This is a genomic window from Falsirhodobacter algicola (assembly GCF_018279165.1).
Taxonomy (GTDB): Bacteria; Pseudomonadota; Alphaproteobacteria; order Rhodobacterales; family Rhodobacteraceae; genus Falsirhodobacter; species Falsirhodobacter algicola.
In genome coordinates, this window is sequence record NZ_CP047289.1 from 73208 (window position 1) to 99938 (window position 26731).

Annotated in this window: 25 protein-coding genes and 1 tRNA gene; 10 read left to right on the plus strand and 16 right to left on the minus strand. The window is 67.9% G+C overall.

Features of this window, described 5'->3' with window-relative positions; genetic code table 11:
* From odhB to GR316_RS00425, 7 genes are all read left to right on the plus strand, one after another.
* Complete coding sequence (gene odhB / locus GR316_RS00395) at positions 1-1539, plus strand: 2-oxoglutarate dehydrogenase complex dihydrolipoyllysine-residue succinyltransferase (RefSeq protein ID WP_211784110.1); 1539 nt, start codon at positions 1-3, stop codon at positions 1537-1539.
* A gap of 69 nt (positions 1540-1608) precedes the next feature.
* Positions 1609-1848 carry a hypothetical protein gene (locus tag GR316_RS00400; RefSeq protein WP_211784111.1) on the plus strand — a complete coding sequence of 80 codons (240 nt, stop codon included), beginning with the start codon at positions 1609-1611 and terminating at the stop codon, positions 1846-1848.
* Complete coding sequence (locus GR316_RS00405; RefSeq protein WP_211784112.1) at positions 1848-2234, plus strand: MAPEG family protein; 387 nt, start codon at positions 1848-1850, stop codon at positions 2232-2234. Before GR316_RS00400 ends, GR316_RS00405 begins: the two co-directional genes overlap by 1 nt.
* 23 nt (positions 2235-2257) lie before the next feature.
* Positions 2258-3646, plus strand: coding sequence for a dihydrolipoyl dehydrogenase (gene lpdA / locus GR316_RS00410; protein ID WP_211784113.1), 1389 nt, complete (start codon positions 2258-2260; stop codon positions 3644-3646).
* Positions 3647-3751: 105 nt separating this feature from the next.
* Positions 3752-5149, plus strand: a complete 1398-nt coding sequence (locus tag GR316_RS00415) for a 1-acyl-sn-glycerol-3-phosphate acyltransferase (RefSeq protein ID WP_211784114.1) — start codon at positions 3752-3754, stop codon at positions 5147-5149.
* A complete protein-coding gene (locus GR316_RS00420; RefSeq protein ID WP_211785212.1) occupies positions 5124-5297 on the plus strand; it encodes a hypothetical protein in 174 nt (57 codons plus the stop codon). Before GR316_RS00415 ends, GR316_RS00420 begins: the two co-directional genes overlap by 26 nt.
* Positions 5298-5333: 36 nt before the next feature.
* The gene (locus tag GR316_RS00425) at positions 5334-6860 is read left to right on the plus strand and encodes an ATP-dependent DNA helicase (RefSeq protein ID WP_211784115.1); all 1527 of its coding nucleotides are present in this window, start codon (positions 5334-5336) and stop codon (positions 6858-6860) included.
* 6 nt (positions 6861-6866) lie between these two features.
* On the opposite strand, the gene GR316_RS00430 is transcribed toward GR316_RS00425, so the two are convergent.
* Positions 6867-7931, minus strand: coding sequence for a quinone-dependent dihydroorotate dehydrogenase (locus GR316_RS00430; protein ID WP_211784116.1), 1065 nt, complete (start codon positions 7929-7931; stop codon positions 6867-6869).
* The gene (locus GR316_RS00435) at positions 7928-8266 is read right to left on the minus strand and encodes a DUF952 domain-containing protein (RefSeq protein ID WP_211784117.1); all 339 of its coding nucleotides are present in this window, start codon (positions 8264-8266) and stop codon (positions 7928-7930) included. The genes GR316_RS00430 and GR316_RS00435 overlap by 4 nt, the downstream gene beginning before the upstream one ends.
* 96 nt (positions 8267-8362) lie before the next feature.
* Between GR316_RS00435 and GR316_RS00440 the strand changes: the two genes are divergently transcribed.
* Entirely contained in the window at positions 8363-9916 is a 1554-nt protein-coding gene (locus tag GR316_RS00440) for a bifunctional metallophosphatase/5'-nucleotidase (protein ID WP_390625167.1), read from the plus strand.
* 58 nt (positions 9917-9974) lie between these two features.
* Positions 9975-10048, plus strand: a tRNA-Gly gene (locus GR316_RS00445).
* A 53-nt stretch (positions 10049-10101) separates the two neighbouring features.
* Here GR316_RS00445 and glpX read toward each other — a convergent pair.
* From glpX to purD, 14 genes are all read right to left on the minus strand, one after another.
* Positions 10102-11070, minus strand: a complete 969-nt coding sequence (gene glpX, locus GR316_RS00450) for a class II fructose-bisphosphatase (RefSeq protein WP_211784119.1) — start codon at positions 11068-11070, stop codon at positions 10102-10104.
* 72 nt (positions 11071-11142) lie between these two features.
* Positions 11143-12429, minus strand: coding sequence for a homoserine dehydrogenase (locus tag GR316_RS00455; RefSeq protein ID WP_211784120.1), 1287 nt, complete (start codon positions 12427-12429; stop codon positions 11143-11145).
* 58 nt (positions 12430-12487) lie between these two features.
* A complete protein-coding gene (locus tag GR316_RS00460) occupies positions 12488-12697 on the minus strand; it encodes a hypothetical protein (RefSeq protein ID WP_211784121.1) in 210 nt (69 codons plus the stop codon).
* A complete protein-coding gene (locus GR316_RS00465; RefSeq protein ID WP_211784122.1) occupies positions 12694-13182 on the minus strand; it encodes a flavin reductase family protein in 489 nt (162 codons plus the stop codon). The genes GR316_RS00460 and GR316_RS00465 overlap by 4 nt, the downstream gene beginning before the upstream one ends.
* Before the next feature lie 55 nt (positions 13183-13237).
* The gene (gene purF, locus GR316_RS00470) at positions 13238-14701 is read right to left on the minus strand and encodes an amidophosphoribosyltransferase (protein ID WP_211784123.1); all 1464 of its coding nucleotides are present in this window, start codon (positions 14699-14701) and stop codon (positions 13238-13240) included.
* Between the two features lie 81 nt (positions 14702-14782).
* Positions 14783-15379, minus strand: coding sequence for a CvpA family protein (locus tag GR316_RS00475; RefSeq protein ID WP_211784124.1), 597 nt, complete (start codon positions 15377-15379; stop codon positions 14783-14785).
* Positions 15380-15389: 10 nt separating this feature from the next.
* Complete coding sequence (radA, locus tag GR316_RS00480) at positions 15390-16748, minus strand: DNA repair protein RadA (protein ID WP_211784125.1); 1359 nt, start codon at positions 16746-16748, stop codon at positions 15390-15392.
* Positions 16748-17494, minus strand: coding sequence for an ABC transporter ATP-binding protein (locus tag GR316_RS00485; RefSeq protein WP_211784126.1), 747 nt, complete (start codon positions 17492-17494; stop codon positions 16748-16750). The genes radA and GR316_RS00485 overlap by 1 nt, the downstream gene beginning before the upstream one ends.
* Positions 17491-18273 carry an MlaE family ABC transporter permease gene (locus GR316_RS00490; RefSeq protein ID WP_211784127.1) on the minus strand — a complete coding sequence of 261 codons (783 nt, stop codon included), beginning with the start codon at positions 18271-18273 and terminating at the stop codon, positions 17491-17493. The genes GR316_RS00485 and GR316_RS00490 overlap by 4 nt, the downstream gene beginning before the upstream one ends.
* Positions 18270-19319 (minus strand): alanine racemase, encoded by a 1050-nt coding sequence (gene alr, locus GR316_RS00495; RefSeq protein WP_211784128.1) that lies wholly within the window; start codon positions 19317-19319, stop codon positions 18270-18272. The genes GR316_RS00490 and alr overlap by 4 nt, the downstream gene beginning before the upstream one ends.
* Positions 19320-19386: 67 nt before the next feature.
* Positions 19387-21633: a phosphoenolpyruvate--protein phosphotransferase gene (ptsP, locus tag GR316_RS00500; protein WP_211784129.1), complete on the minus strand. Its 2247-nt coding sequence runs from the start codon at positions 21631-21633 to the stop codon at positions 19387-19389.
* A 21-nt stretch (positions 21634-21654) separates the two neighbouring features.
* The gene (locus GR316_RS00505) at positions 21655-22914 is read right to left on the minus strand and encodes an aspartate kinase (RefSeq protein ID WP_211784130.1); all 1260 of its coding nucleotides are present in this window, start codon (positions 22912-22914) and stop codon (positions 21655-21657) included.
* An 80-nt stretch (positions 22915-22994) separates the two neighbouring features.
* Positions 22995-23870, minus strand: a complete 876-nt coding sequence (locus GR316_RS00510) for a bestrophin family protein (protein ID WP_211784131.1) — start codon at positions 23868-23870, stop codon at positions 22995-22997.
* 1 nt (position 23871) lies between these two features.
* Positions 23872-25134, minus strand: coding sequence for a phosphoribosylamine--glycine ligase (gene purD / locus GR316_RS00515; protein WP_211784132.1), 1263 nt, complete (start codon positions 25132-25134; stop codon positions 23872-23874).
* A 66-nt stretch (positions 25135-25200) separates the two neighbouring features.
* Here purD and xseA point away from each other — a divergent pair, with 66 nt between their 5' ends.
* A complete protein-coding gene (gene xseA, locus GR316_RS00520) occupies positions 25201-26730 on the plus strand; it encodes an exodeoxyribonuclease VII large subunit (RefSeq protein ID WP_390625187.1) in 1530 nt (509 codons plus the stop codon).
* Position 26731: the final 1 nt, after the last annotated feature.

Sequence of the window (26731 nt, forward strand, 5' to 3'; positions counted from 1 at the left end):
ATGGCGACCGAAGTACGTGTTCCGACGCTGGGTGAAAGCGTCTCCGAGGCGACTGTCGCCACATGGTTCAAGAAGGTCGGCGATGCCGTCGCGCAGGACGAGATGCTGTGCGAGCTGGAGACCGACAAAGTCACGGTCGAGGTTCCCGCCCCGGCCGCCGGCACGCTGACCGAGATCGTCGCCGCCGAAGGTGAGACGGTGGGCGTGGACGCCCTTCTGGCCCAGATCGGCGAAGGTGCGGGCAAGCCAGCCGAACCCGCGGCCGAAAAGGCCCCGGCCAAGACGGAAGACACCGGCGCAGCCGCCGGATCGAACGAGGCGAAGATGGTCGATGTGATGGTGCCCGCACTGGGCGAGAGCGTGTCCGAGGCAACGGTGGCGACCTGGTTCAAGAAACCGGGCGATACCGTCGCGCAGGACGAGATGCTGTGCGAGCTGGAGACCGACAAGGTCTCGGTCGAGGTTCCCTCGCCCGCCGCAGGCGTTCTGGGTGAGATCATCGCCAAGGAAGGTGACACGGTCCCGGCCGGTGCGAAGCTCGCCGTGCTGCAAGCCGGCGCTGCCGGTGCCGTCGCAGCGCCGTCGCAGGATGCGTCCTCCTCGCCGAAATCGTCGGCACCGGGCAACGATGCCCCGGCCGGCACGCAGTCCAAATCCGTCGAGGATGCGCCTGCTGCCAAGAAGGCGATGGCCGAGGCTGGCCTGTCGCGCGATCAGGTGCAGGGTTCGGGCCGCGATGGCCGCGTGATGAAGGAAGACGTGCTGAAGGCGATGAACGCGCCCAAGGCGGCCCCGGCCGCCGCATCGGCGCCGCGCGCCGCGGTTCCGGCCGACGATGCCAGCCGCGAAGAGCGGGTGAAGATGACGCGTCTGCGTCAGACCATCGCCCGCCGCCTGAAGGAAGCGCAGAACACCGCCGCGATGCTGACCACCTATAACGAGGTGGATATGTCGGCGATCATGGCGCTGCGCTCCGAATACAAGGACGTGTTCGAGAAGAAGCACAAGACCAAGCTCGGCTTCATGTCCTTCTTCGTGAAGGCCTGCTGCCACGCGCTGAAGGAAGTGCCGGACGTCAACGCCGAGATCGACGGCACCGATGTCATCTACAAGAACTACGTCCATATGGGCGTGGCCGTGGGCACGCCGTCGGGCCTCGTGGTGCCGGTGGTGCGCGACGCCGACCGGATGAGCTTTGCCGAGATCGAGAAGAAGATCGCCGAACTGGGCGCGCGCGGCCGTGACGGCAAGCTGTCCATGGCCGAGATGCAGGGCGGTTCGTTCACCATCTCGAACGGCGGCGTCTATGGCTCGCTGATGTCCTCGCCGATCCTGAACCCGCCGCAATCGGGTATCCTCGGGATGCACAAGATCCAGGAACGGCCGATGGTCGTGAACGGCCAGATCGTCATCCGTCCGATGATGTATCTCGCGCTGTCCTACGATCACCGCATCGTCGACGGCAAAGGCGCGGTGACGTTCCTCGTCCGTGTGAAAGAAGCGCTGGAAGATCCGCGTCGCCTTCTGATGGACCTCTGAGGGCCGTTCACGGTTGACCTCGAAAGGGCGCGCGATCCCCGCGCGCCCGTCACGAGGAAAGGCACCGGCATGCAACTGCTGTTACAGATCGACACGCCCGATTACGACGGTTGGAAATCCACTTGGGATTCGGGCGCCGAGGATCGGGCGAATTCGGGCCTGACGCAATTGCAGCTGTGGCGCGCCGTCGATCACGGTGCCGCCTTCGCCCTTCTGGAGGTTCATAACCCTGCCCATGCCAAGGACTGGCTGGCAAAGGAAACCTCGTTCGGCGGCGTCACCACCGCCACCTTCCTGAGGACTGTCTGATGGCCGAGATCGTCGTTCTGTGCCTTGCCGCGCTTCTCTATGTCGGCGTCACACTGTTCACCTCGCGGCTTCAGGATCGCGACATGGGGCCGGAGTACAATCTCAGCCCCCGCGACGGTGAGCCGTCCTATTCCACCCAGACGCAGCGCATGCAGCGTGCGATGCGCAACCACCTCGACAACTTCGTTCTGTTCGCGGCGGCGGCGTTGGCGGTGTTCGTCACGCGCAACGACTTCTGGCTGACGGATCTTGCGGCGTGGATTTATCTTCTGGCCCGGATCGCCTATGTTCCGGCCTATTATTACGGTTGGGCGCCGTGGCGTTCGATCTTCTTCATGTGCGGCCTCGTGGCGACGATCGTCATGTATCTGGTCGTCCTGTTCTGACAATCCCGAGGGGAGATTTTTCCATGGCAAGCTTCGATGTAATCGTGATCGGCGGTGGGCCGGGCGGCTATGTCTGCGCCATCCATTGCGCGCAGCTGGGCCTGAAGGTCGCCTGCGTCGAAGGGCGCGAGACGCTGGGCGGTACGTGCCTCAACGTCGGCTGCATCCCGTCGAAGGCGCTTCTGAACTCCACCCACCATCTGCACGAGGTTCACGAGAACTTTGAGAAGATGGGCCTGATGGGCGCCAATCCGACCGTGGATTGGTCCAAGATGCAGGCCTACAAACAGGATGTCGTGGACGGCAACACCAAGGGCATCGAGTTCCTGTTCAAGAAGAACAAGATCACTTGGCTGAAGGGCTGGGGCTCCATCCCCGAGGCGGGCAAGGTCAAGGTCGGCGACGAGGTCCATGAGGCCAAGAACATCGTCATCGCCACGGGCTCGGTGCCGGCCGCGCTGCCGGGCGTCGAGGTCGATGAGAAGGTCGTCGTCACCTCCACAGGGGCGCTGTCGCTCGACAAGATCCCCGAAAGCATGGTCGTGATCGGCGCGGGCGTGATCGGTCTGGAAATGGGCTCGGTCTACAAACGTCTGGGCGCGAAGGTCACGGTGGTGGAGTATCAGGACAAGATCCTGCCGGGCACCGATGGCGACACGGTCAAGACCTTCCACAAGATCCTCGGCAAGCAGGGCTTCGAGTTCGTTCTGGGCGCGGCTGTGCAGGGCGTCGATGTCGCGGACGGCAAGGCGACGGTCCGCTACAAGCTGAACAAGGACGGTTCGGAAAGCACCATCGAGGCGGATGCCGTCCTCGTGGCGACCGGGCGCAAACCCTATACCGAAGGGCTGGGCCTTGAGGCGATCGGCGTCGAGATGCTGCCCCGCGGCATGGTCAAGACCGACGATCACTTCCAGACCAGCGTTAAGGGCATCTACGCCATCGGCGATGCGATCCCCGGCGCGATGCTGGCCCACAAGGCCGAAGACGAGGGCATGGCCGTCGCCGAGATCCTTGCCGGCAAGCATGGCCATGTGAACTACGGCGTGATCCCGGGCGTCATCTACACCACGCCCGAAGTCGCCGCCGTCGGTCAGACCGAAGAGATGCTGAAGGAAGAGGGCCGTGCCTACAAGGTCGGCAAGTTCCCCTTCATGGGCAATGCGCGCGCCAAGGCGGTATTCCAAGCGGACGGCTTCGTGAAGATCCTCGCCGACAAGGAAACCGACCGCATCCTCGGCTGCCACATCATCGGGCCGGGCGCGGGCGATCTGATCCACGAGGTCTGCGTTGCGATGGAATTCGGCGCCTCGGCGCAGGATCTGGCGCTGACCTGCCACGCCCACCCGACCTATTCGGAAGCCGTGCGCGAAGCGGCGCTGGCCTGCGGCGATGGCGCGATCCACGCCTGATCCCGTCAGGACCGGACGACAGGAAGGCCCGCGCCCCATGCGCGGGCCTTTCCGCGTTCGCAGGATCGATTGCTCGAATGCGGCGCGGCCGCTAGGCTTGCGGCCATGACCGCGACCGTCGAACTCCCCATCTGGCTTTTGGTGCTGGTGCTGGCCTTCGCGCTCATCGCGGCGCTGGACCGGGTGCTGGTGCCGTCGGCCCGCTGGTATCTGCGCCGGCGGATGGAACGCGTGGTCGCGCGCCTGAACCAGCGGCTGGACCGCCCGATCGAGCCGTTCAAGCTGATGCGCCGTCAGGACATGATCCTGCGGCTGACCCACGATCCCGCCGTCAGCGCCGCCGTCGCGCATCAGGCCCGCTCCACCGGCACGCGCGAGGATGTGGTGCTGGACCGCGCCCGCGCCTATGCGCGCGAGATTGTTCCCGCCTTTTCGGCCACGCTCTATTTCGGGTTCGCGACCCGCTTTGCGCGGCGGTTCAGCCGGGCGTTCTACCGCGTGCGCCTTGCCGCCGCGACACCGGGCGAGGCGCTGGTGGACCGCGATGCGACGGTCGTCTTCGTGATGAACCACCGCTCCAACATGGATTACGTTCTGGTCACATGGCTCGTGGCGCAGCGGTCGGCGCTGTCCTATGCAGTGGGGGAATGGGCGCGCATCTGGCCGCTGTCCTCGCTGATCCGGGCGATGGGGGCGTTCTTCATCCGCCGCCGTTCGCGCAGCCCGCTCTATCGACGGGTGCTGGCGCGCTATGTGCAGATGTCCGCCGAGGCGGGGGTGACGCAGGCCTTCTTCCCCGAAGGGGGGCTCAGCCTCGATGGGCGGATCGGCGCGCCGAAGATCGGCCTGCTAAGCTATCTGATGGCCGCGGAGGGGCGCGATCTCGTCTTCGTGCCCGTCGGCATCGCCTATGACCGCGTGCTGGAGGATCGGGTGCTGACCGAGGCCGATGCCGCAGGGGTGCGCCGTTTTCGCGCGGGGCCGGTCCAATTCGCGGGCTTTGCGGCGCGGACGCTGTGGCGGCTGCTTCGGGGCCGGTTTCCGGGCTTCGGGGCGGCGGGGGTGGCCTTTGGGCGGCCGCTGTCGCTGCGGGCATGGCAGGCGCAGGGGGACGGCAGCGCCGAGGATCTGGCCCGCGATCTGATGGCCGAGGTGGGGCGCACCCTGCCGATCCTGCCCGTTCCGCTGACGGCCGCCGCGCTGAGCCGGGGCCATGTCAGCCGCCACGGCACCGCCGAGGCCGTCGGTCAGCTTGCCGAGGCGCTGAAGGCGCGGGGCGCGGTTCTGCTGCTGCCCGAAGGGGGCGCGCCCGCCGCCGCAGCGGAAGGGCTGCGCGCGCTTGAAAAACGCGATATCGTGGTGGAGGAAGGCGGCCGTCTGGTCGCCGCCGCGGGCAAGGAAAGGCTTCTTGCTTTCTATGCGGCAGGCGTGTTGCAACGCCTAGATCTCGATGCGGACCATGCGAAGGAACAGGCGGATGATGGATGCGAAACCGGCCCATGATTGGATCCTGGACGTGCTGCAGGACCTTCAGAGCTATGCGATGCAGAACGGCCTCACGGGGCTTGCCGAACGGGTGGAGGCGCTGATGCCCATCGCCGAGGCGGAGATCACCGCCCGATCCATGGGGGATGACACGCCGGTTCATTGACTGGCGCCGGGCGCGCGGGGCGGATAAGGTCGCGCCATGTCAGTGCCCGCCATCACCTTCTCCGAAGATCAGGCCGAAGCCTGGGACCGTCTTGCCGATCAGCTGTCCGGCATGGGGGTCGATTTGGCGAATGCCGCCCACAGCCCGGCGGTGGAGGGCAAGTCCACCGTCCTTGCCGTCATCGGCAAGGCGGGATCGGGCAAGACGCTGCTTCTGGCGGAATTGACCCGCGCCATGCGCGAGGCGGGGGTGGACATCGTTTCCGGCGATTGGGAGGGCAAGAAGCGCAAGGAGCGGCGGACGCTCGCGATCCTTGCGCCGACGAACAAGGCCGCGTCCGTGCTGCGGATGCGCGGCGTTCCGGCCACGACGATCCACCGCATCCTCTATACCCCGCTTTATGATCCGCATTACGAGGCGCTGGCCGAATGGCTGGCGGGCACGGGCAAGCGACCGGTGGATGTCGAAGGGATGACCGAGGCCGCGCTGGACCGGGCGAAGGCCTTCTACGACACGGTTCCGTCGATCCCCGGTGCGCTGGCGGCGGCGGGGCTGCGGGGGTCCGATTTCATCCGCGGCTGGAAACGGCGGGAGGAGCCGCTCGATGTCGGCTTCGTGGACGAATCCTCGATGCTGGACGAACGCCAGTTCGACGACCTGCGCGAGATTTTCCCGACGCTGGTCCTGTTCGGCGATCCGGCGCAGCTGGCCCCGGTGGGGCAGTCCGGCCAGATGGTGTTCGAGCGGCTCGGCGATACGCGCAAGTTGGTCCTGAACCGCATCCACCGGCAGGCCGAGGACAACCCCATCCTCGATCTGGCCCATGCGCTGGCCGATCCCGAGGTCGATTTCCACCGCTTCGAGCGTCTGGTAGAGGAGGCGGCGGCGCGCGACGACCGTGTGGTCATGGCGCAGCGGGTGGACAGCGATCTGATGGCACGCTCGCCGGTTCTGGTCTGGCGCAACGCGACCCGCATCCGCCTCATTCAGGCCTTCCGCAGCGCCAACGGCGCCCCCGAGGATGCGCTTCTGCCCGGAGAGCCGCTGATCTGCGACGGGATCGAACTGCCGCTGAAGCACCGCAAGAAGCGGATCGATCTGGAGGCGCGGGGCCTGATCAAGGGCGCGCAGGTCATCTATCTCGGCCCCGGCACGCGCGACGGCTTTGCCCGTCTGCATGTGGTGGGGGCGGAGGATCCGCTCCTCTCGGCCGCGTCGATCATCAAGATCGAGAAACCGGGGGAGGAGGAGCCCTTCATCCCCGCCGCCGCCCGCATGGGCGCGGCCTTCCTGCATGGCGCGGCGGTCACGATCCACAAGGCGCAGGGCTCGCAATGGGAACGGGTGCAGGTCTTCGCGCCCGACATGTACGCCGCCGCGCAGGCCGGACGGGTGGAGGCGGGGATGCCGCTGTGGAAGCGCCTTGCCTATGTCGCGATCACGCGGGCCGAACGGCAGCTTCTGTGGGTGGTGCGCAACCGTCTGGGACGGCCGCAGCAGGTGCTGGGGATCGAGGATCTGCCGAAGCCCGCGCCGAAGCTGAAGCTTCAGCCGCAGGAGTGACGGACCTCAGAGCCAGCGCGCCCGGTCCGTGCCGACCGCATCCGCGACCGAGGCGAACCCGTCCCGCGCCAGCAGCCGGTCCAGCCCCTGCGCCATCCGCGGCACGAGGGTGAGGCCCGCAAAGACCATCGCGCTGTAGATCTGCACCGCCGTGGCGCCGGCCCGGATCTTGGCATAGGCCTGTTCGGCCGTGGCGACGCCCCCGACACCGATCAGCGGAATGCGCCCCTCGGTCAGCTGCGACAAACGCGCGAGCACGCGGGTGGAGCGTTCGAACAGCGGCGCACCGGACAGGCCGCCCGCCTCCATGCGCTGCGGATCGGTCAGCCCCTCGCGCGAGAGGGTGGTGTTCGTGGCGATGATCCCGGCGATGCCGGAGGCCAACGCGACCTCGGCGATTTCCGCCAGATCGTCCTCCGACAGATCGGGCGCGATCTTCAGGAAGACCGGCACCGGGCGCGGCAGTCCGGCCCGCACCTCCATCACGCCGCGCAGCAGCGCAGCCAGCGCCTCGCGGCCCTGCAGATCGCGCAACCGTTCGGTGTTGGGGGAGGAGACGTTGACCGTCGCGAAATCCACATGCGGGCCGCAGCAGGCCAGAACGGCCGCGAAATCGGCGGCGCGGTCGGTGCTGTCCTTGTTCGCGCCGAGGTTCAGCCCCACCGGCACCCGCCCGCGCGGGCGGAGCGCCAGCCGTGCCGAGATCGCCGCCGCCCCGTCATTGTTGAAGCCGAAGCGGTTGATGACGGCGCTGTCGGCCTTCAGGCGGAACAGGCGGGGGCGGGGGTTGCCCGGCTGCGCGCGCGGGGTGGCGGCGCCCACCTCCAGAAAACCGAAGCCTGCGCGCATCAGCGGCGCGACGGCGACGGCGTTCTTGTCGAAACCCGCCGCAAGGCCGATCGGATTGTCCAGCGCCAGCCCCGCAAGATCGACCGCGAGCCGCCCGCCGCTCGCCGGTGCGCCATGCAGCGGCGCAAGCCCCGCCCGCAAGGCGTTCAGCGACCAGTGATGCGCCCGCTCCGGGTCCATCCGGTGCAGCAGCGTCAGGCCGAGCTTCTCCATCCCGCTCATATCACGCCCTCGGGGAAGATGTGGCCGGTCGCGCCCAGCGGCAGCGACTTGTCCCAGACCACGTCCGAAAGCCGCAGCGGACGGTAGAGATGGGGGAAGAGCGCGCCACCGCGCGACGGCTCCCACCGCAGATCGGGGCCGAGGGCGGCATCGTCCAGCGCCACGAGCACGAGATCGCCCTCGTCGGCGAAATGCTTGGCGGCGGTGCCCGACACCTGCGCGGCGGTGGAGATGTGGATATATCCGTCGGTCAGATCCACGGGGGCGCCGGCGGTTTCGCCCGCGGCGGTGAACGCGTCCCATTCGGTGCGACGGAAGATCTTGTAGATCAGCATGATGCCTCTTGTTCCGATTCGGCTGCCCGGTCAATCCCGCTTTGACAGAAGGCGCGTCGCATCGCAATCTGTGCGCGGATCCATCCGGAGATGAAGATGCGCACCCTTCTTGCCACCGCAGCGGCCTTGGCGCTTGGCGCCGGCGCGGCCCATGCCGATTTCACGCTGACCATCCTGCACACCAACGATGTCCATGACCGGTTCGAGCCGGTGACATCCTCCGGTTCGTCCTGCGGGGCGGAGGACGATGCCGCGGGCAAATGCTTCGGCGGCGTGGCCCGTCTGGTGACCGCCACGCGCGAGGCGCGGGAGGCGGCGGTGAACCCGGTCGTGCTGGATGGCGGCGACTGGTTCCAAGGCACGCTGTTCTACACGCGCTACAAGCATGCGGCGGCGGCGGAGTTCATCGACCGCATCGGCTATGACGCGATGGCGGTGGGCAACCACGAGCTCGATGACGGGCCCGAGGAACTGGCGGCGCTGGCCGATGCGGTGGACACGCCGCTTTTGGCCGCGAACATGGACACCTCGTCCGAGCCGCTGCTGACGGGCAAGATCGCCGCGCATGTCGTGTTGGAGGTCGGGGGCGAGAAGATCGGCGTCATCGGCCTGACGCCGCAGGACAATGACGAACTGGCCAGCCCCGGCCCGAACCTGACCTTCTCCGCCCCCGCGCCGGCCGTTCAGGCCGAGGTGGATGAGCTGACGGGGCAGGGGATCGACAAGATCATCCTGCTGTCGCATTCGGGCTATTCGGTGGATCAGCAGATCGCCGATCAGACCCATGGGGTCGACGTGATCGTGGGCGGGCACAGCCACACGCTGCTGGGGACCGGCGAGGGCGCGGCCGGCCCCTATCCGACGATGGTGAACGGCGTGCCGATCGTGCAGGCAGAGGCCTATTCGATGTATCTGGGCGAACTCGTCGTGACCTTCGACGACGATGGCCGGGTGATCGCGGCGGATGGGGCGCCGAAGCTGCTCGATGCCTCGGTGGCCGAAGACCCGGAGGCCGCCGCCCGCGTCGCGGAGCTTGCCGGCCCGCTGGAGGAGATCCGCGCCCGCCAAATCGGCGAGACGGAGGCCGCGATCGAGGGCGACCGTGACGTCTGCCGCCAGCGGGAATGCTCCATGGGCAACCTCGTCGCCGAGGCGCAGCTGGCCCGCGTGGCCGATCAGGGGGTGCAGATCTCGCTCGTCAATGGCGGGGGGCTGCGCGCCTCGATCGACGCGGGGCCGGTGACGATGGGCGAGGTGCTGACGGTGCTGCCCTTCAACAACACGCTCTCCACCTTCCAGATCACCGGCGCGCAACTGAAGGAGGCGCTGGAGAACGGCGTCAGCCAGATGGCCGATGGCGGGGGCCGCTTCCCGCAGGTGGCGGGCATGCGCTACACCGTCGATCCCGCCGCCCCGGTGGGGCAGCGCGTGTCGGAGGTGATGGTGGGCGATCAGCCGCTGGATATGGCGGCGGAGTACATGGCCGTGTCCAACAACTACGTCCGCAATGGCGGCGACGGCTATGACAGCTTCGTCGATGCCAAGAACGCCTATGATTTCGGGCCGGATCTGGCGGATGTCGTGGCCGAATACCTGTCGGCGCATCAGCCCTACACGCCCTTCACCGATGGGCGCATCACCGTGAAATGACGCCCCGCGCCGGAGTGGCTTGCCAAGGCCCGACCGGCGCGGTAAGCAAGGCCGCAATGCGGGTGTAGCTCAATGGTAGAGCAGAAGCCTTCCAAGCTTATGACGAGGGTTCGATTCCCTTCACCCGCTCCAGCCCTTTCCGGATATGAAAACGCCCTGTCGGATGACAGGGCGTTTCTCGATGGTCAGATCGCCTTGATCGGGTTGCGATAGGTCATCCGCCGCACCGATCCCGTGCGCGAGCGCATCAGGACGGTTTCGGTCGTGACCCAGCCGATCTCGCGCTTGATGCCGGCCACGAGGTTGCCATCCGTCACCCCGGTCGCGGCAAAGATGACATCGCCCGTCACCAGTTCGTCCTTGGTGTAGATGCGGTCCAGATCCTCGATCCCGGCCTTGCGGGCGCGGCCGATCTCGTCATCGTTGCGGAACAGCAGCTTGCCGTAGATCTGCCCACCCATGCATTTGAGCGCCGAGGCCGCCAGCACCCCCTCCGGTGCGCCGCCCGAACCCATATACATGTCGATCCCCGTGCCGGGCGTGGCGCAGTGGATGACACCGGCCACGTCGCCATCGGTGATCAGGCGGATGGCGGCGCCGGTGGCGCGCACTTCGGCGATCAGATCCTCGTGGCGATCCCGCTCGAGGATGCAGACGGTGATGTCCTGCGCCGAGCCGCCCTTGGCCTTGGCCAGCGCGTGCACGCGTTCGGCGGGCGACATCGCCAGCGTCACCGTGTCCGGGGCATAGCCGGGGCCGATCGCCAGTTTCTCCATATAGACGTCCGGCGCATGCAGCAGCGTGCCGCGCGGTGCCATCGCGATCACGGTCAGCGCGTTCGGCATATCCTTGGCGGTGAGGGTCGTCCCCTCCAGCGGATCGAGCGCGATGTCCACGGCCGGGCCGTTGCCGGTGCCGACCTCCTCGCCGATGAACAGCATCGGCGCCTCGTCACGCTCCCCCTCGCCGATGACGACGACGCCGGCGATGTCCAGCAGGTTCAGCTGATCGCGCATGGCGTTGACCGCGGCCTGATCGGCCGCCTTTTCGTCGCCGCGCCCGATCAGGCTGTGCGAGGCAAGCGCCGCTGCCTCCGACACACGGGCAAGGCCCAGTGACAGCATACGGTCCTGAAATTGTTCTGCGTTGGCCATCTTGCCCCTCGTCTCCTCTTTGCCCCCCAGTGGTAGTGCGGGGGGCAGAGGGGGGCAAGTATGGTGGCGCTATCAGACGTCTTCGATCCGCAATGCGACCGGTTCGGCCGCCAGAACGCCCGTCGTCTTGAACGAGGACAGGGCGGTTTGGATGTCGTCGCGCGTCGCCTTATGCGTCACGATCAGCACCGGCGCATCGCCATCGGACTGGCCGTATTGGCGCATCCGGTTGATGGAGACGCCCGCCTCGCCGAGTTTGGTCGCGATCTTGGCCAGCGCGCCCGGCTTGTCCACGAGGCGCATGCGCAGATACCACGCGGCGGGGGCCGCCGAATGGGCCGCGACCGGCACCGTCAGATGCGCCGCCGGAACGCCGAAGGTGGGCGTGCGGATGCCGCGCGCCAGATCGATCACATCGCCCATGACGGCGCTGGCGGTCGGCCCTTGGCCCGCGCCCGCGCCGCGCAGCACGATCTGACCCACCGCATCGCCTTCGACCACGACCATGTTCGTGCCGCCCGAAAGCTGCCCCAGCGGGCTGTCGCAGGGCACGAGGCAGGGCGTCATCCGCTGCTCCAGCCCGCGGCCGGTCATCTGCGCCACACCCAAGAGCTTGATGCGATACCCCATATCGCCCGCCCGGCGGATATCGTCGATGGAGACGGCGCCGATGCCCTCCATTTCCACCGCGTCGAACGACACCTGCGTGCCGAAGGCGATGGAGGCCAGAAGGCTCAGCTTGTGGCTGGCATCGATCCCCCCGACATCAAGGTTCGGATCGGCCTCGAGATAGCCGAGGGCGCGGGCCTCCTCGAAGACGACATCGTAGGGCAGGCCCGTATCCTCCATCCGGGTGAGGATGTAGTTGCAGGTGCCGTTCATCACGCCCATCACGCGGCGGATGGCATTCCCGGCCAGACCTTCGGTCAGGGCCTTGATGATCGGGATGCCGCCCGCGACGGCGGCCTCGAAGCGGATGGTGCGGCCCGCGGCCTCGGCGCTGTCGGCCAGCGCTTGCCCGTAATGGGCCAGCAGGGCCTTGTTCGCCGTCACGACATCCTTGCCGGTGGCCAGCGCCGCCTCGGTCGCGTCCTTGGCGGCCCCTTCATGGCCGCCCATCACCTCGACGAAGACATCGACATCGTCGCGCCGCGCCAGTGCGACGGGATCGGATTCCCACGCAAAGCCCGACAGGTCCACCCCGCGATCGCGGGTGGCATCGCGGGCCGAGACGGCTGTGATCGTAATCGGCCGCCCCGCGCGCATGGCGATCATGTCGGCATGTTGCTGCACGATCTTGATGACGCCGACGCCGACCGTTCCAAGGCCGGCAAGTCCGATACGCAGGGGAGCGGGCATGAATCCTCCGAATGTAGCCGGAGGTTTGATAGCCCGTTGCGCCCCGGCGTGCCAGCCCTCAGCGCAGGTTTCCCGCGCGGGCGCGCAGGGCGGCGGCGCGGGCGTTCAGATCGTCCTCCACGGCGGGTCCGGCGGGGGTCGCCGCGATGCGGGCCGCGATCTCCTCCTGCGGCAGCAGGACGGGGGCGGGGGCGTCATCGACGGGCAGGGGGCCGATATCGGGCCGGGGTGCGCAGCCCGCCAGCAGAAGGAACACCAGAACCCTCATGCGAGGCGCCCGAAGCGGCCTTGGCTGAAGATCATCGGCCGGCCTTCCGCCACGGTCACACGGCCGACGCGGCCGACCACGATCAGGTGATCGCCGCCGTCATGGGTGGCATGGGTCGTGCATTCGAACCGCGCCAGCGCGCCGTCGATCATGGGGCCGGTGTCGTGCAGCCGGTGGCCCACCGCCTCGAACCCCGCCCCGCCGCGCCCGAAGGCGGCGGAGACGTGATCCTGATCCTCGGCCAGCACATGGATGACGAAATGGCGCGCCTGCTCGAAATGAGCGAAACGCGACGAGGCCCGCGCCGGGGACCACAGCACCAAGGGCGGATCGAGCGAGACGGAGGCGAAGCTGTTCGCGATCATCCCGATCGGCCCCGCCGCGGTCTGCGCCGTCACCAGCGTCACCCCGGTGGCAAAGCGCCCGAGGGCGCCGCGGAAGGCAAGCGCGTCTTCCGCCGCGTCGAAACCTGTGATGCCGGTCATGCCGCCTCCCTGTCCTTTGGCAAGGATCTAGAAGGCGGGGGCGGGCCTGTAAAGGTTACTCTGCCGCTTCCTTCATCTCGAACCCCTCGGCCAGCTTGTCGCTGGGGGCCACGGGATATTCCCCCGAGAAGCAGGCATCGCAATATTGCGGGCGGCGCGGGTCGCGGCCCTCGGGCTCGCCCGCCGCGCGGTAGAGGCCGTCGAGGCTGATGAACCGGAGCGAGTCGACGCCGATCCAATCGCGCATCTCCTCTTCGGACATGTTCGCCGCCAGCAGCTTGGAGCGTTCGGGCGTGTCCACACCGTAGAAGCAGGGCCATGCGGTCGGCGGCGAGGCGATGCGGAAGTGCACCTCGGCGGCGCCGGCATCTAGGATCATGTCCTTGATCTTGCGGCTGGTCGTGCCGCGGACCACGGAATCGTCCACGAGGATGATGCGCTTGCCCTTGATCAGGCCGCGGTTGACGTTCAGCTTCAGCCGGACGCCCATGTTGCGGATCTGCTCGGTCGGTTCGATGAAGGTCCGCCCCATATATTGGTTGCGGATGATGCCCATCGCATAGGGGATGCCGGATTCCTGACTGTAGCCGATCGCCGCCGGGGTGCCGCTGTCGGGCACGGGGCAGACGAGATCGGCCTCCACCGGGGCCTCGCGCGCCAGTTCCACGCCGATCTGGCGGCGCGTCTCGTAGACCGAGCGCCCGCCGAGGATCGAATCGGGGCGCGAGAAATACACATGCTCGAAGATGCAGAAGCGCGAGGTCGCGGGCGCGAAGGGCCGCGAGGAAGTGATCTCGCCATCCTCGATCACGACCATCTCGCCCGGCTCCACCTCGCGCACGAAATCGGCGCCGATGATGTCGAGGCCGCAGGTTTCCGAGGACAGGGCATAGCCTTCGCCGACCCGGCCCAGAACCAGCGGGCGCACGCCCAAGGGATCGCGCACGCCGATCAGCTTGGTGCGCGTCATCGCGATGACCGAGAAGGCCCCCTCGACCCGGCGCAGCGCGTCCTTCATGCGTTCGGGGACCGTCCGCTGGATCGACCGAGCCATCAGGTGGATGATGCATTCGCTGTCCGAGGAGGACTGGAAGATCGAACCGCGTTCGATCAATTCCTTGCGCAGTTGGGCGGCGTTGGTCAGGTTGCCGTTATGCGCGATCGCCGCGCCACCCATGGAGAATTCGCCGAAGAAGGGCTGCACGTCGCGGATCGCGGTCGCGCCCTTGGACCCGGCGGTGGAATAGCGGACATGGCCGATCGCCAGTTCGCCCGGCAGCGTGTCCATCACCTTCTGGTTGGTGAAGTTGTCGCGGACATAGCCGAAGCGGCGGGCCGAGTTGAACCCGTGTTCGGGGTGATGCGACACGATCCCGGCGGCTTCCTGCCCGCGATGCTGCAATGCGTGCAGGCCGAGGGCGACGAAGTTCGCGGCATCGGCCACACCGATGACACCGAAAACCCCACATTCTTCCTTCAACTTGTCATCGTCGAAGGGGTGGGAAAGGAAGGGTCGCATGGGCGCGCTCCGAATCCGTGGAATTGCCCCCCGTGTAGTCGCTTCCGGGCGCGCTGTCACCCTCCTGTCGTCATACGGAGGTCAGTTCTGCGTCCCGGGCGCCTCGGGGGCCACGGATTGCACAGGTGCGCCGCAGGTGCCCACCAGTTGTTCGTACCGCGCCACGATCCAGCCGGGGGCGTCGTCGGGCACTTCGTCGTTGATGCGGTTCTGGAACGAGGCGAAGACATGGGCCGCGCGCGAATTGTCCACCATCGGCACGGTTTGCGCCCCGATCACCCGGTCATAGACGAGGAAGGCCACCGCGATCAGCAGGATGCCCCGCGCCGCGCCGAACAGGAACCCGAGCGCCTGATCAATGCCGCTGATCGCCGTGCCCCGGATCGCCGAGGACAGGAGCGGCGTGAACAGCGACATCACCACCAGCGCCAGCGCGAAGATCGCGGCAAAGGCGGCGACGACCGACAATTCGCAGCTGTCGCCGATGAAATCGCCGACCACCGGGATTTGGAGCACGAGCGGCTGTGCCGCCGCCGCGAAGGCGAAGGCCAGCATGGCCGCCAGCACCCAGCCGACGATCGCCATGACCTCGCGCACCAGACCGCGCGCATAGGCCAGAACGGCCGACAGAACGATGACGACCGCAACCACGGCGTCGATGATGGTAAAGCCGTCCATGTTCTCTCCCTCAACCGGCCCCGAAGACATCGCCCACGAAGGCGGTCAGGTCGGCCATCTGCCGCACATCCATCCCCTCCACCGATCCGAGTTTGGACCGGCTGGGGGCGATCGCCCGTGTGAAACCAAGTTTCGAGGCTTCTTTCAATCTGTTTTCCGTCTGACCCACCGGGCGAAGCGCCCCCGACAGGCTTATTTCCCCGAAAAGGACCATGTCGGGCGGGATCGCCACATCCTCGCGCGCCGAAAGAAGGGCGGCGGCGACGGCCAGATCGGCCGCGGGTTCGTTCACCCGCATCCCGCCCGCGACGTTCAGGAACACATCGAGCCCGGCGAAGGGAATGGCGCAGCGCGCCTCCAGCACGGCGAGGATGGTGGACAGGCGGCCCGAATCCAGCCCCACCACCGTGCGCCGGGGCGTGCCGAGGGGAGAGGGCGCGACGAGCGCCTGAATCTCGGTCAGGACGGGGCGCGTGCCCTCGATCCCGGCAAAGACGGCCGATCCCGGCGCGGGTTTGTCGCGTTCCGACAGGAACAGCGCCGAGGGGTTCATCACCTGCGCCAGCCCGTCGCCCGTCATCTCGAAGACGCCGATCTCGTCGGCGGGGCCGAAGCGGTTCTTCACGGCGCGCAGGATGCGGAACTGATGGCCGCGCTCCCCTTCGAAATAGAGGACGGTATCGACCATATGCTCGACCACGCGGGGGCCGGCGATGGTGCCTTCCTTGGTGACATGGCCGACGATGATGACGGCCACACCGCGCGTTTTCGCGAAGGTCACCAACTCATGCGCCGCGGCACGGACCTGACTGACCGATCCCGGCGCGCTTTCGATCGTGTCCATCCACATGGTCTGGATGGAATCGATGATGGCAAGCTGCGGACGTTCGCGGTCGAGCGTGGTCAGAATCTCGCGCAGGTTCGTTTCCGCGCCCAGCATGACGGGGGCCTTCGTCAGGCCCAGCCGCTGCGCCCGCATCCGCACCTGCGCCGAGGCTTCCTCGCCGGAGATATAGAGGCATTTCAGCCCGGCCTGCGCAAAGCTGGCCGCCGCCTGAAGCAGCAGCGTCGATTTGCCGATGCCCGGATCGCCCCCGACCAGCACCGCCGAGGCCGGAACCAGCCCGCCGCCCAGAACGCGGTCCAATTCGTCCATCCCCGAGGCTGCGCGGGGGGGCGGGGCTTCCTCGGTGGCAAGGTCGGTCAGTTCGATCCCCTTGCCGCGCGCGGCGCCCAGCGTCTTGGGGCCGCTGGACAGGGGCGCTTCCTCCACGATGCTGTTCCATGCGCCGCAGGCGTCGCATTTGCCGGCCCATTTGCGATGGGCCGCGCCGCATTCGGTGCAGGTGAAGGCGAGGCTCTTGGCCATCAGCGCACGCTTTCGATCGGTCCCTCGGCCCGACCGTGGATGAACTGCTGGACATAGGGATCGCTCGTCGCATCCAGATCGGCCACGGGGCCGGACCAGCGCACCTTGCCGCCATGCAGCATCGCCACGTTGTCGGCGATGGCCCGGACCGAGGTCATGTCATGGGTGATCGTCATCGCGGTCGCGCCCATTTCGGTCACGATCTCGCGGATCAGGTCGTTGATGACGCCGGACATGATCGGATCGAGGCCGGTGGTCGGTTCGTCGAAGAAGATGATCTCCGGCTCGGCGGCGATGGCGCGGGCAAGGCCGACGCGCTTTTGCATCCCGCCCGACAACTCGGCCGGGTACTGATCGGCGACATGGGGCTTCAGCCCGACGCGGCGCAGCTTCTCGATCGCGATCTCCCGCGCCTCGTCGCGCGGACGCTTCTGGCGGCCCTGACGCAGGCGAAAGGCCACATTCTCCCAAACGCGGAGCGAATCGAACAGGGCCGCGCCCTGAAACAGCATCCCGAACCGCGCCAGAAAGGCGTCGCGGTCGCCCTTGGTCACGTCCTGCCCGTCCAGCGTGATCGTCCCGCTGTCGGGCCGCACCAGCCCGAGGACGGATTTCAGCAGCACCGATTTGCCGGTGCCCGATCCGCCGATGATGACGGTGCTGGTGCCCTTGGCGATGCTCAGATCCACACCGCGCAGCACCTGATTTGCCCCGAAGGCCTTATGGACGTTCGACAGCTCGATCATGATGCGAAGAACACCCTTGTCAGCACGAAGTTGGCGGCAAGGATCAGCACCGAAGCTGCGACCACCGCCGATTTCGTGGCCGTGCCCACGCCCTCGGCCCCGCGGCCCGAGGCCATGCCGTGATACACGCCCATCAGCGCGATGATGAACCCGAAGGCCGCCCCCTTCACGAGGCCGGAGCCGATGTCCCAGAATTCGAGGAAATCGACGGTGTTCTTGATATAGGTCGCCGGGTTGAAGCCCAGCTGATGCACGCCGACGATCCAGCCGCCCGCGATGCCGATGGAATCGCCCACCGCCACCAGAACCGGCATCACCAGCACCGCCGCCAGAACGCGCGGCACGGCGAGGTATTTCAGCGGGTTGGTGGACAGCGTGACCAAGGCGTCGATCTGCTCGGTCACCTTCATGGTGCCGATCTCGGCGGCGATGGAGGAGGTGACGCGCGCCGCCACCATCAGCCCGCCCAGAACCGGGCCAAGCTCGCGCACCATCCCGATCGCGGTGATGGAGGGAACCGCCGCCTCGGCGCCGTAACGCGCGCCGCCGGCATAGATCTGAAGCGCCAGCGCCCCCCCGGTGAACAGCGCGGTCAACCCCACCACGGGCAGGCTGAACCAGCCGATCTGCAGCATGGCCATCAGGAATTCGCGCGGATAGAAGGGCGGGCGGACCGTGTGGCTGACGACGCGGGCGGCAAAGATCGCCACGCTGCCGATCCCGGCCAGAAGGCGCAGCACGGCCCGGCCAAGCGCCGCGAGGGGCTGTGTCAGGATCATGCGCCCTGTCCCGAATACGTCCGCAGATAGCGGGGTCCAAGCGCGGTCATCACCTCGTATCCGATGGTGCCGGCGATATCGGCCAGATCGTCCACGCGCTGATGCGGGCCGAGGATGTCCAGCGTGTCCGGCACCGATTCGAGATGCGAGACATCGACCGTGATCAGATCCATCGACACGCGCCCGATCAGCGGGCAGGGCACGTCGCCCGCCCAGAGCGTCGCCTGCCCCGACAGGGCGCGGAACAGCCCATCGGCATATCCGGCCGAAAGCGTCGCAACGAGGGTCGGCCCCTCGGCCTGCCATGTGCCGCCATAGCCCACGATCTCCCCCTCCGCGACCTCGCGCAGTTGGATCACCGGCAGGGAAAGGCGCAGGGCGGGCAGACCGGCCGCGAAGGGCCGCGCGCCATGAAGGCCGATGCCCGGACGGGTCAGGTCGAAATGGAACCGCTCGCCCAGAAGGATGCCGCCCGTCGCCGAGAGCGAGCGCGGCACGCCGCAGCCATCGGTCATCGCGTGGAAGGCGCCCAGCTGTTCGTCGTTCATCGGGTGGTCCGGCTCGTCGGCGCAGCACAGATGCGACATGATGAGTTCGGGGCCAAGCTCCAGCACCATGGGGGCCACGGCCTCCCATTCGGACATCTCGAGGCCGAGCCGGTTCATCCCGGTATCGAGTTGGATGCCGAAGGGATGGCCGGGCAGGCCCTCCGCATGGCGCATGATCTGCTCGATCGAGTTCAGCATGGGCGTCAAGTCGAGATCGCGGATCAGCCGCGCATCGCCCGGCATGTGCCCCGACAGGACGTTGATCTGCGGGCCGGGGCCGAGGGCGTCGCGCACGGTGATCGCCTCTTCGGCCAAGGCGACGAAGAAGCGCCGCGCCCCCGCGCGGGCCAAGGCCGCCGCGACGGGTCCGGCCCCGCAGCCATAGGCATCCGCCTTCACGACGGCGCCGGTCTGGGTTCCGGGTGCGGACATGCTGTCCAGCCTGCGCCAGTTGGCGGCGATGGCATCAAGATCGATGGAAAGACGTGCTGTGGCCATGATGCTGTTTCCGCAGTCGCAGGGGGAAGGTCAAGGGCAAAGGCGGGTGCGGCCGGTCACAGGCGCTTCAGCGCTCGTCGCCGGACTGGGTCGCCAGCCATGCGATCACCGGCTCGCGCACACTGTCGTGATCCAGCATCGCCGCGTCGATCACGGCGCGCAGACCGGCAAGGTCGATCCGGCGCAGCAGCGTCTTGACCGGCCCGATGGAGGCGGGGCGCATCGACAGCGTGCGGATGCCCATGGCGGCGAAGCACATCGCCTCGATCGGGCGGCCCGCATCCTCGCCGCAGAAGGAGAGAGGCACGCCATGTTCCTCGCAGCGGGCGACGATGCGGCGCACGAATTCGAGGAAGGCCGCCGAGAGCGTGTCGTAGCGGCGGCGCACGCGCTCGTTCTCGCGGTCGGCGGCAAAGAAGAACTGCTTCAGATCGTTCCCACCGATGGAGATGAAATCCACATCGCGGAAGAAATGATCGGGCGCGAAGGCCAGCGCCGGGGTTTCCAGCATGGTGCCGATGCGCAGCCCTTCGGGAACGGGATGGCCGAGGGCGCGCTCCCGCTCCATCTCGCGCAGCAAAAGCGCGCGGGCCTCGCGGTATTCCGACCCCTCGGCGATGAAGGGGAACATCACCGACATCGGCCGCGTGCCATGCGCCCGGATCAGCGCCTGAAGCTGCATCCGCAGCACGCCCGGTTTGTCGAGGCCCACGCGGATCGCGCGCCAGCCCATCGCGGGGTTCGGCTCATCCTGCGGCTTCATATAGGGCAGAACCTTGTCCGACCCGATGTCGAGGGTGCGGAACGTGACCGTGCGGCCCTTTGCGGCATCCAGAACGCGCGTGTAGATGCGCGCCAGTTCCGCCCGCTTCGGCATCTGGTTGCGGATCAGAAACTGCAACTCGGTCCGGAACAGGCCCACGCTTTCGGCGCCGGAATGTTCGAGCGAGGGCAGGTCCGCCATCAGACCCGCATTCATGTGCAGCGCCGTGACCGTGCCGCATCGGGATTGCGCCGGAAGCTGCCGCAGCGAGGCATACCGTTCCTGCGCCTGTGCCTGCATCGCCATCTTGTCGCGAAAGGCCCTTGTGATCGTTTCCTCAGGGCGCAGATGGGCCAGACCCTGATCACCGTCCACCAAGATCGGATCACCGTTCAGTGCTTCGGCCGTGATATTGGCCGCGTGGATCACCAGCGGAATGGCCAGCGCGCGCGCCACCACCGCGGCATGGCTGCCGACTGAGCCTTCCTCCAGCACGATGCCGCGCAGCTTGCGCCCGTAATCCAGAAGCTCCGCCGGGCCGATGTTGCGCGCGACTAGCACGGGATCGGGCGGCATCTCGGCGCCGGTGTCGCGGCCCTGACCCGTCAGGATGCGCAGCAGGCGGTTCGCCAGATCGTCCAGATCGTGCAGACGGTCGCGCAGATAGGCGTCGGGCACCGCCTCCATCCGGGCGCGGGCGGCGGATTGTTCCTTCTGAACCGCCGCTTCGGCCGACAGGCCGCGGGTGATGTCCTCCTCCATGCGGCGCAGCCAGCCGCGGGAATTGGCGAACATGCGGTAGGCTTCCAGAACCTGCCGCTGCTCCTTGTCCAGCGAGGCGAGCGAGAGAAGATCGTCCACCGACACGCGCAGTTTGGCGACGGCGGCGCGGATGCGCTCGATCTCGGTCAGGGGATCGTCGGCGACGGGGTTGGTGACGACGACCCGCGGCTCATGCAGCCAGACGCAGCCCTCGGCCGCGCCCTCTTGGCCGATGCTGCCGCGGAACAGGACGGGATGGGTGTGCTTGGGGGCCACGCCGTCATCGCCGTTGAAGGCGCCAAGCTCGGCCATCTCGGCCAGAACCATGGCGACGACCTCGAGGGCGTCCACCTCGTCCTCGGCATAGGTGCGGGCGGTCTTGGACTGCACGACAAGCACGCCCAGCCGTTCGCCAACCCGCTGGATCGGCACGCCGAGAAAGGCCGAATAGGCCTCCTCGCCGGTTTCGGGCATGTAGCGGAAGCCCTTGGCGGCGGGGGCGTTCGCGGTCTTGAGGGGTTTGCCCGTCCGCGCCACCTGACCGACCAGACCTTCGCCGAGTTTCAGGCGGGTCTGGTGCACGGCCTCGGGCTTCAGCCCTTCGGTGGAGCACAGCTCCAGCGTTTCGCGGTCGCGGAAGAGGTAGATCGAGCACACCTCCGACCGCATCGAATCCGCGATCAGGTGGGTGATGCGGTCCAGACGGTCCTGCCCTTGGCCGGGCAGGGCCAGACTGTCGCGCAGGCGGCGCAGAAGTCGGCGGCTGTCACTGTCGCTGCGTTCCGGCACGTTGCCCCCCGGTGGGCCTGCTCAGGCCTTCTCCAACTCGAATGCATCATGGAGCGCCTGAACGGCAAGTTCCATATATTTCCGGTCGATCAGGACCGAAATCTTGATCTCGGAGGTGGAGATGACCTTGATGTTGATCCCGTCGGCCGACAGCGCCCGGAACATCCGCGCCGCGACGCCCGCATGGGACCGCATGCCGATCCCGACGACCGAGACCTTGGCCACGTCTTCGTCGATGATCAGCTCGTCATACTTGATCAGGTCCTTGGCCTGCGCCTCTTCCAGCGCCTTCTTGGCCCGCGCGACCTGATTGATCGGGCAGGAGAAGGTCATGTCCGTGACGGCGCCGGGATGGGCCTCGTCGTAATCCTTCTCGGAGATGTTCTGGACGATCATGTCCACGTTGATCCCCGCATCGGCCAGCGGCCCGAAGATGCCGGAGGCGACGCCCGGGCGGTCTTCGATCGTGAACAGCGTGATCTTCGCCTCTTCGCGCGAATAGGCGACGCCCGAAACTACTTTCGATTCCATGATATCATCCTCGTCGCAGACCAGCGTTCCAGAAGTCTCATCCGTGTCCTCGAAGGAGGACAGCACCCGCAGCTTCACCTTGTAGCGCATCGCCAGTTCCACCGAACGGGTCTGCAGCACTTTGGCACCAAGGCTCGCCAGTTCCAGCATCTCCTCGAAGGCGATGCGGTCCAGCTTCTTGGCCTTGGAGGTGATGCGCGGATCGGTCGTGTAGATGCCGTCGACATCGGTGTAGATGTCGCAGCGTTCGGCCGCGAAGGCCGCGGCGAAGGCCACCGCCGTCGTATCCGAACCGCCCCGGCCCAGCGTGGTGATCCGCCCCTCGGGCGAGACGCCCTGGAAGCCGGCGACCACCGCGACCTTGAAGCCTTCGGCAAATTTGGCGTCGATATTTTCGCGCGGGATGTCCACGAAACGGGCCGAGGAATGGGCGGAGGTGGTGTTGATCGGCACCTGCCAGCCCTGCCACGACCGGGCGGGCACATCCATTTCCTGCAGCGTCAGGGCCATCAGCCCCGCCGTGACGTTTTCCCCCGAGGCGACGACGGCGTCGTATTCGCGCGCATCGAACAGCGGCGAGGTCTGTTCGACCCAGCCCACGAGCTCATTCGTCTTGCCCGACATGGCGGAGACGATGACGATGACGTCGTATCCGCGTTCCACCTCTTTCTTGACCTTCTCGGCCGCATTCTTGATGCGGGCGAGATCGGCCACCGAGGTGCCCCCGAATTTCATGACGAGAAGTGGCATGGTCCCCCCTCTGCCGGACATACGCCGCACCCCATATCCCCCTGTTTCGCCAAGGGCAAGCATCCGCAGCACCCGATCGCTCAGGACAGGTAATGATCCTCGGCCTGCGGGGGCGGCGGTGCGGGGCGGCCCAGATGCGGCGCAAGGCTGATTTCGGCGGTGCGGCAGATGGCGTCCAAGGGCAGGGCGTTGTCGGTGCGGGCGAAGGGTTCGACCAATTCCTCGGTCACTTCGGCCAGCCCCATGAACACATAGGCGATGGTCGCGGCGAAGACCGGCGTCATCCAGCCGGCCGGTTCGATCAGCGACAGCGGCACCAGCAGGCAATAGATCCATGTGGTGCGGTAGATCAGCAGCGAATAGGCGAAGGGCAGGGGCGTCAGCGCGATCTTTTCGCAGCCGGTCTGGTGATGGGCCATATGGCCGAGCCGCTCGCTCAGGGCGCGGCGGGCGATGGGGTCGGGAATCGCGGCGATGCGCTGGGCCATGCGGTCCAAGACGGCGCAGGGCGGATGGGGGGCCTCGGCCAGATCGGCATCGGGGCCGAGCGCCGCCAGCGCCGCCGCATCGGGCGGGATCTGGCGCAGGAACAGGCGCAGCAGATGCATATGCCCCTCGGCCAGCGCGATCAGCCGCCGGTCGCCCCCGGCCATCACCTCCACCTCGCGGGCGAAGGCGCGGATCTCGGCCAGCAGCAGCCCGATCAGGGTCCGCGCCTCCCACCAGCGGTTGTAGGCGGCGTTGTTGCGGAACCCGAGGAACAGCGACAGCGCGACCCCGAACGCGCCGAAGGCGGCGGCGGTCGGGTGCTGAAGGGGCGTGACCCAGCGGTCGAAGCCCATTTCCGCCAGCGCCGCCGCCGCGACCACCGCGACCCGCCACCAGATCCGGGGCAGGATCGCCCCCCGGACCGCGAAGAGCACATCATGCGGGCGGGGGCGGCGGCGGGTGATCATGCTAGACCGCGCGCCAGCCGATATCGCGCCGTGCAAAGCCCTCGGGCCAGTCGATCGCATCCACCATGCGGTAGGCGTCGGCCTGCGCCTCGGCCAGCGTCGCGCCGCGGGCGGTGACGTTCAGAACCCGCCCCCCCACGGCCACGATGCGGCCGTCCTTCTGCGCGGTGCCCGCATGGAACACCATCTGGCGGCTCGTCTCCTCCAGCGCGTCGAGGCCGCGGATCTCGCTGCCCTTCTCGTAGGTGCCGGGATAGCCGCGCGCGGCCATCACCACCGTCAGCGCGTGATCGTCGGCCCAGTTCACCTGCGCCTCGGCCAGCGTGCCATCGGCGCAAGCCAGCATCAGATCGAGCGCCTGCGCGCCAAGGCGCATCATCAGCACCTGCGCCTCGGGATCGCCGAAGCGGGCATTGTATTCCACGAGGCGCGGCACGCCGTCCTTGATCATCAGCCCGGCATAGATCACGCCCTGATAGGGGGTGCCGCGCCGCGCCAGTTCGCGCATGCAGGGGATCACGATCCCGTCCAGCGCGCGCTGGGCCACCGCGCCCTCCAGCACCGGGGCGGGGGAATAGGCGCCCATGCCGCCGGTATTGGGACCGGCATCGCCGTCGAAGGCGCGCTTGTGATCCTGCGCGGTGCCGATGGGCAGGCAGGTCGTCCCATCCGTCAGGATGAAGTAGGAGGCCTCTTCGCCCTCCATGAACTCTTCGATCACGACCTCGGCCCCGGCGGCACCGAATTCGCCGCCGAACATGTCGTCGATCGCGGCCAGCGCCTCATCCTCGGTCAGGGCGACGATCACGCCCTTGCCGGCGGCCAGACCATCGGCCTTCACCACGATCGGGGCCCCTTGCGCGCGGATATAGGCGCGGGCGGGCTCGGCCTCGGTGAAGCGGGCATAGGCGGCGGTGTCGGCCCCGGCGGCGTCGCACAACTCCTTGGTGAAGGCCTTGGAGGCCTCGATCCGGGCGGCGGCGGCCGAGGGGCCGAAGGTCAGGATACCGGCGGCGCGCGTGGCATCGGCCACACCGGCGGCCAGCGGGGCCTCGGGGCCGACGATCACGAAATCGATCGTATTGGCCGAACAGAACTCCACCACCGCGGCGCCGTCCATGATGTCGAGCGCGGCACATTCGGCCAGCGCCGCGATCCCGGCATTGCCCGGCGCGACGATCAGCCGGTCGCATCGTGGGTTCTGCTTCACCGCCCAAGCGAGCGCATGTTCCCGCCCGCCGCTGCCCAGAATAAGGATGTTCATCGCGCCCCCGCTTGGCCTTTTCGCGCGTCCGTTCTAGGGTCGCACCCATTGAACCGCAAGAAGGCCATCATGGATCTGTTCGAAGCGCCCGACGATAACGCCCATGATTTCACCGTATCCGAGCTGTCGGGTGCGGTGAAGCGCGTGATCGAAGGCGAATTCGGTCAGGTCCGCGTCCGGGGGGAGATCGGCCGCGTCTCGCGTCCGGCCTCGGGGCATCTCTATTACGATCTGAAGGACGACCGTTCGGTCATCGCCGCGATCACATGGAAGGGGCAGGCCGCGCGCCTTGCCGTCCGCCCCGAAGAGGGGATGGAGGTGATCGCGACCGGCCGGATGACCACCTTTCCCGGCCAGTCGAAATATCAGCTGATCGTGGACGACATCCGCCCCGCCGGGGCGGGTGCGCTGATGGCCATGCTGGAAAAGCGCCGCAAGGCGCTGGCCGCCGAGGGGCTGTTCGACGCCGCGCGCAAGCGCCCGCTGCCGGCGCTGCCGGGGGTGATCGGGGTCGTCACCTCGCCCTCGGGGGCGGTGATCCGCGACATCCTGCACCGGCTGCGCGATCGGTTTCCCCGCCATGTGCTGATCTGGCCCGTCGCCGTGCAGGGCGAACGGTGCGCCGCCGAGGTGGCCGCCGCGATCCGGGGCTTCAACGCGCTGCCCGCAGGCGGGCCGATCCCGCGCCCGGATCTGCTGATCGTGGCGCGCGGCGGCGGCAGCCTCGAGGATCTGTGGGGCTTCAACGAAGAGATCGTGGTGCGTGCGGCGGCCGAAAGCGTCATCCCCCTCATCTCGGCCGTGGGGCATGAGACGGACACCACGCTGATCGACCATGCCGCCGATCACCGCGCCCCGACGCCCACGGCGGCGGCCGAACGCGCCGTGCCGGTGCGGGTGGAGCTTTTGGCCGCGGTGGATGCGCGCGCGGCCAGCTTGTCGCGCTGCGTGGCGGCGGGATTCGTGAACCGGGCGCAGCGGCTGCGCGATCTGGCCCGCGCCTTGCCGCGGCCCGAGACGCTGACGCAGACGGCGGCGCAGCGGCACGATTTGTGGGCGGGGCGGCTGGACGGCGCGCTGGGCGTCGGGGTCAGTGCCCGCCGCGCGCGGCTGACGGAACTCTCGGTGCATCTGCGCCCCCGGCTCTTGGCGGATCTGGCGGCCCGCGGGCGGGAGCGGCTGGACGGGCGGCTGCGCGCCCTCGAGACCTGCACCCGGCGCGGTCAGGAACGCGCCCGCGAGCGGCTGGCCGCCCAGCGGCTGACCCTGCGCGGCACCGAGCGGGAGATCGCGCGGGGCCGTCAGGCGCTGTCGGCGCTGGAGGCGCGGCTGAACGCGGCGCCCGCCCTGCGGCTGCGCGCCCTGTCCGAACGGCTGGAGGGGGTGGACCGTCTGCGCCAGACCCTCGGCTATCACGAGACGCTGGCCCGCGGCTATGCGGTGATTCGCGGCGACGGAGAGGTCGTGACCAGCCGCGCCGCCGCCGAACAGGCGCAGGTGCTGGAGGCGCAGTTCCACGATGGCCGCGTCGTGCTGGGCGGCAAGCCCAAGCGTCCGCGCCGCCCGCCGCCGCAGCAGGGCCTTCTGGATCTGTGAT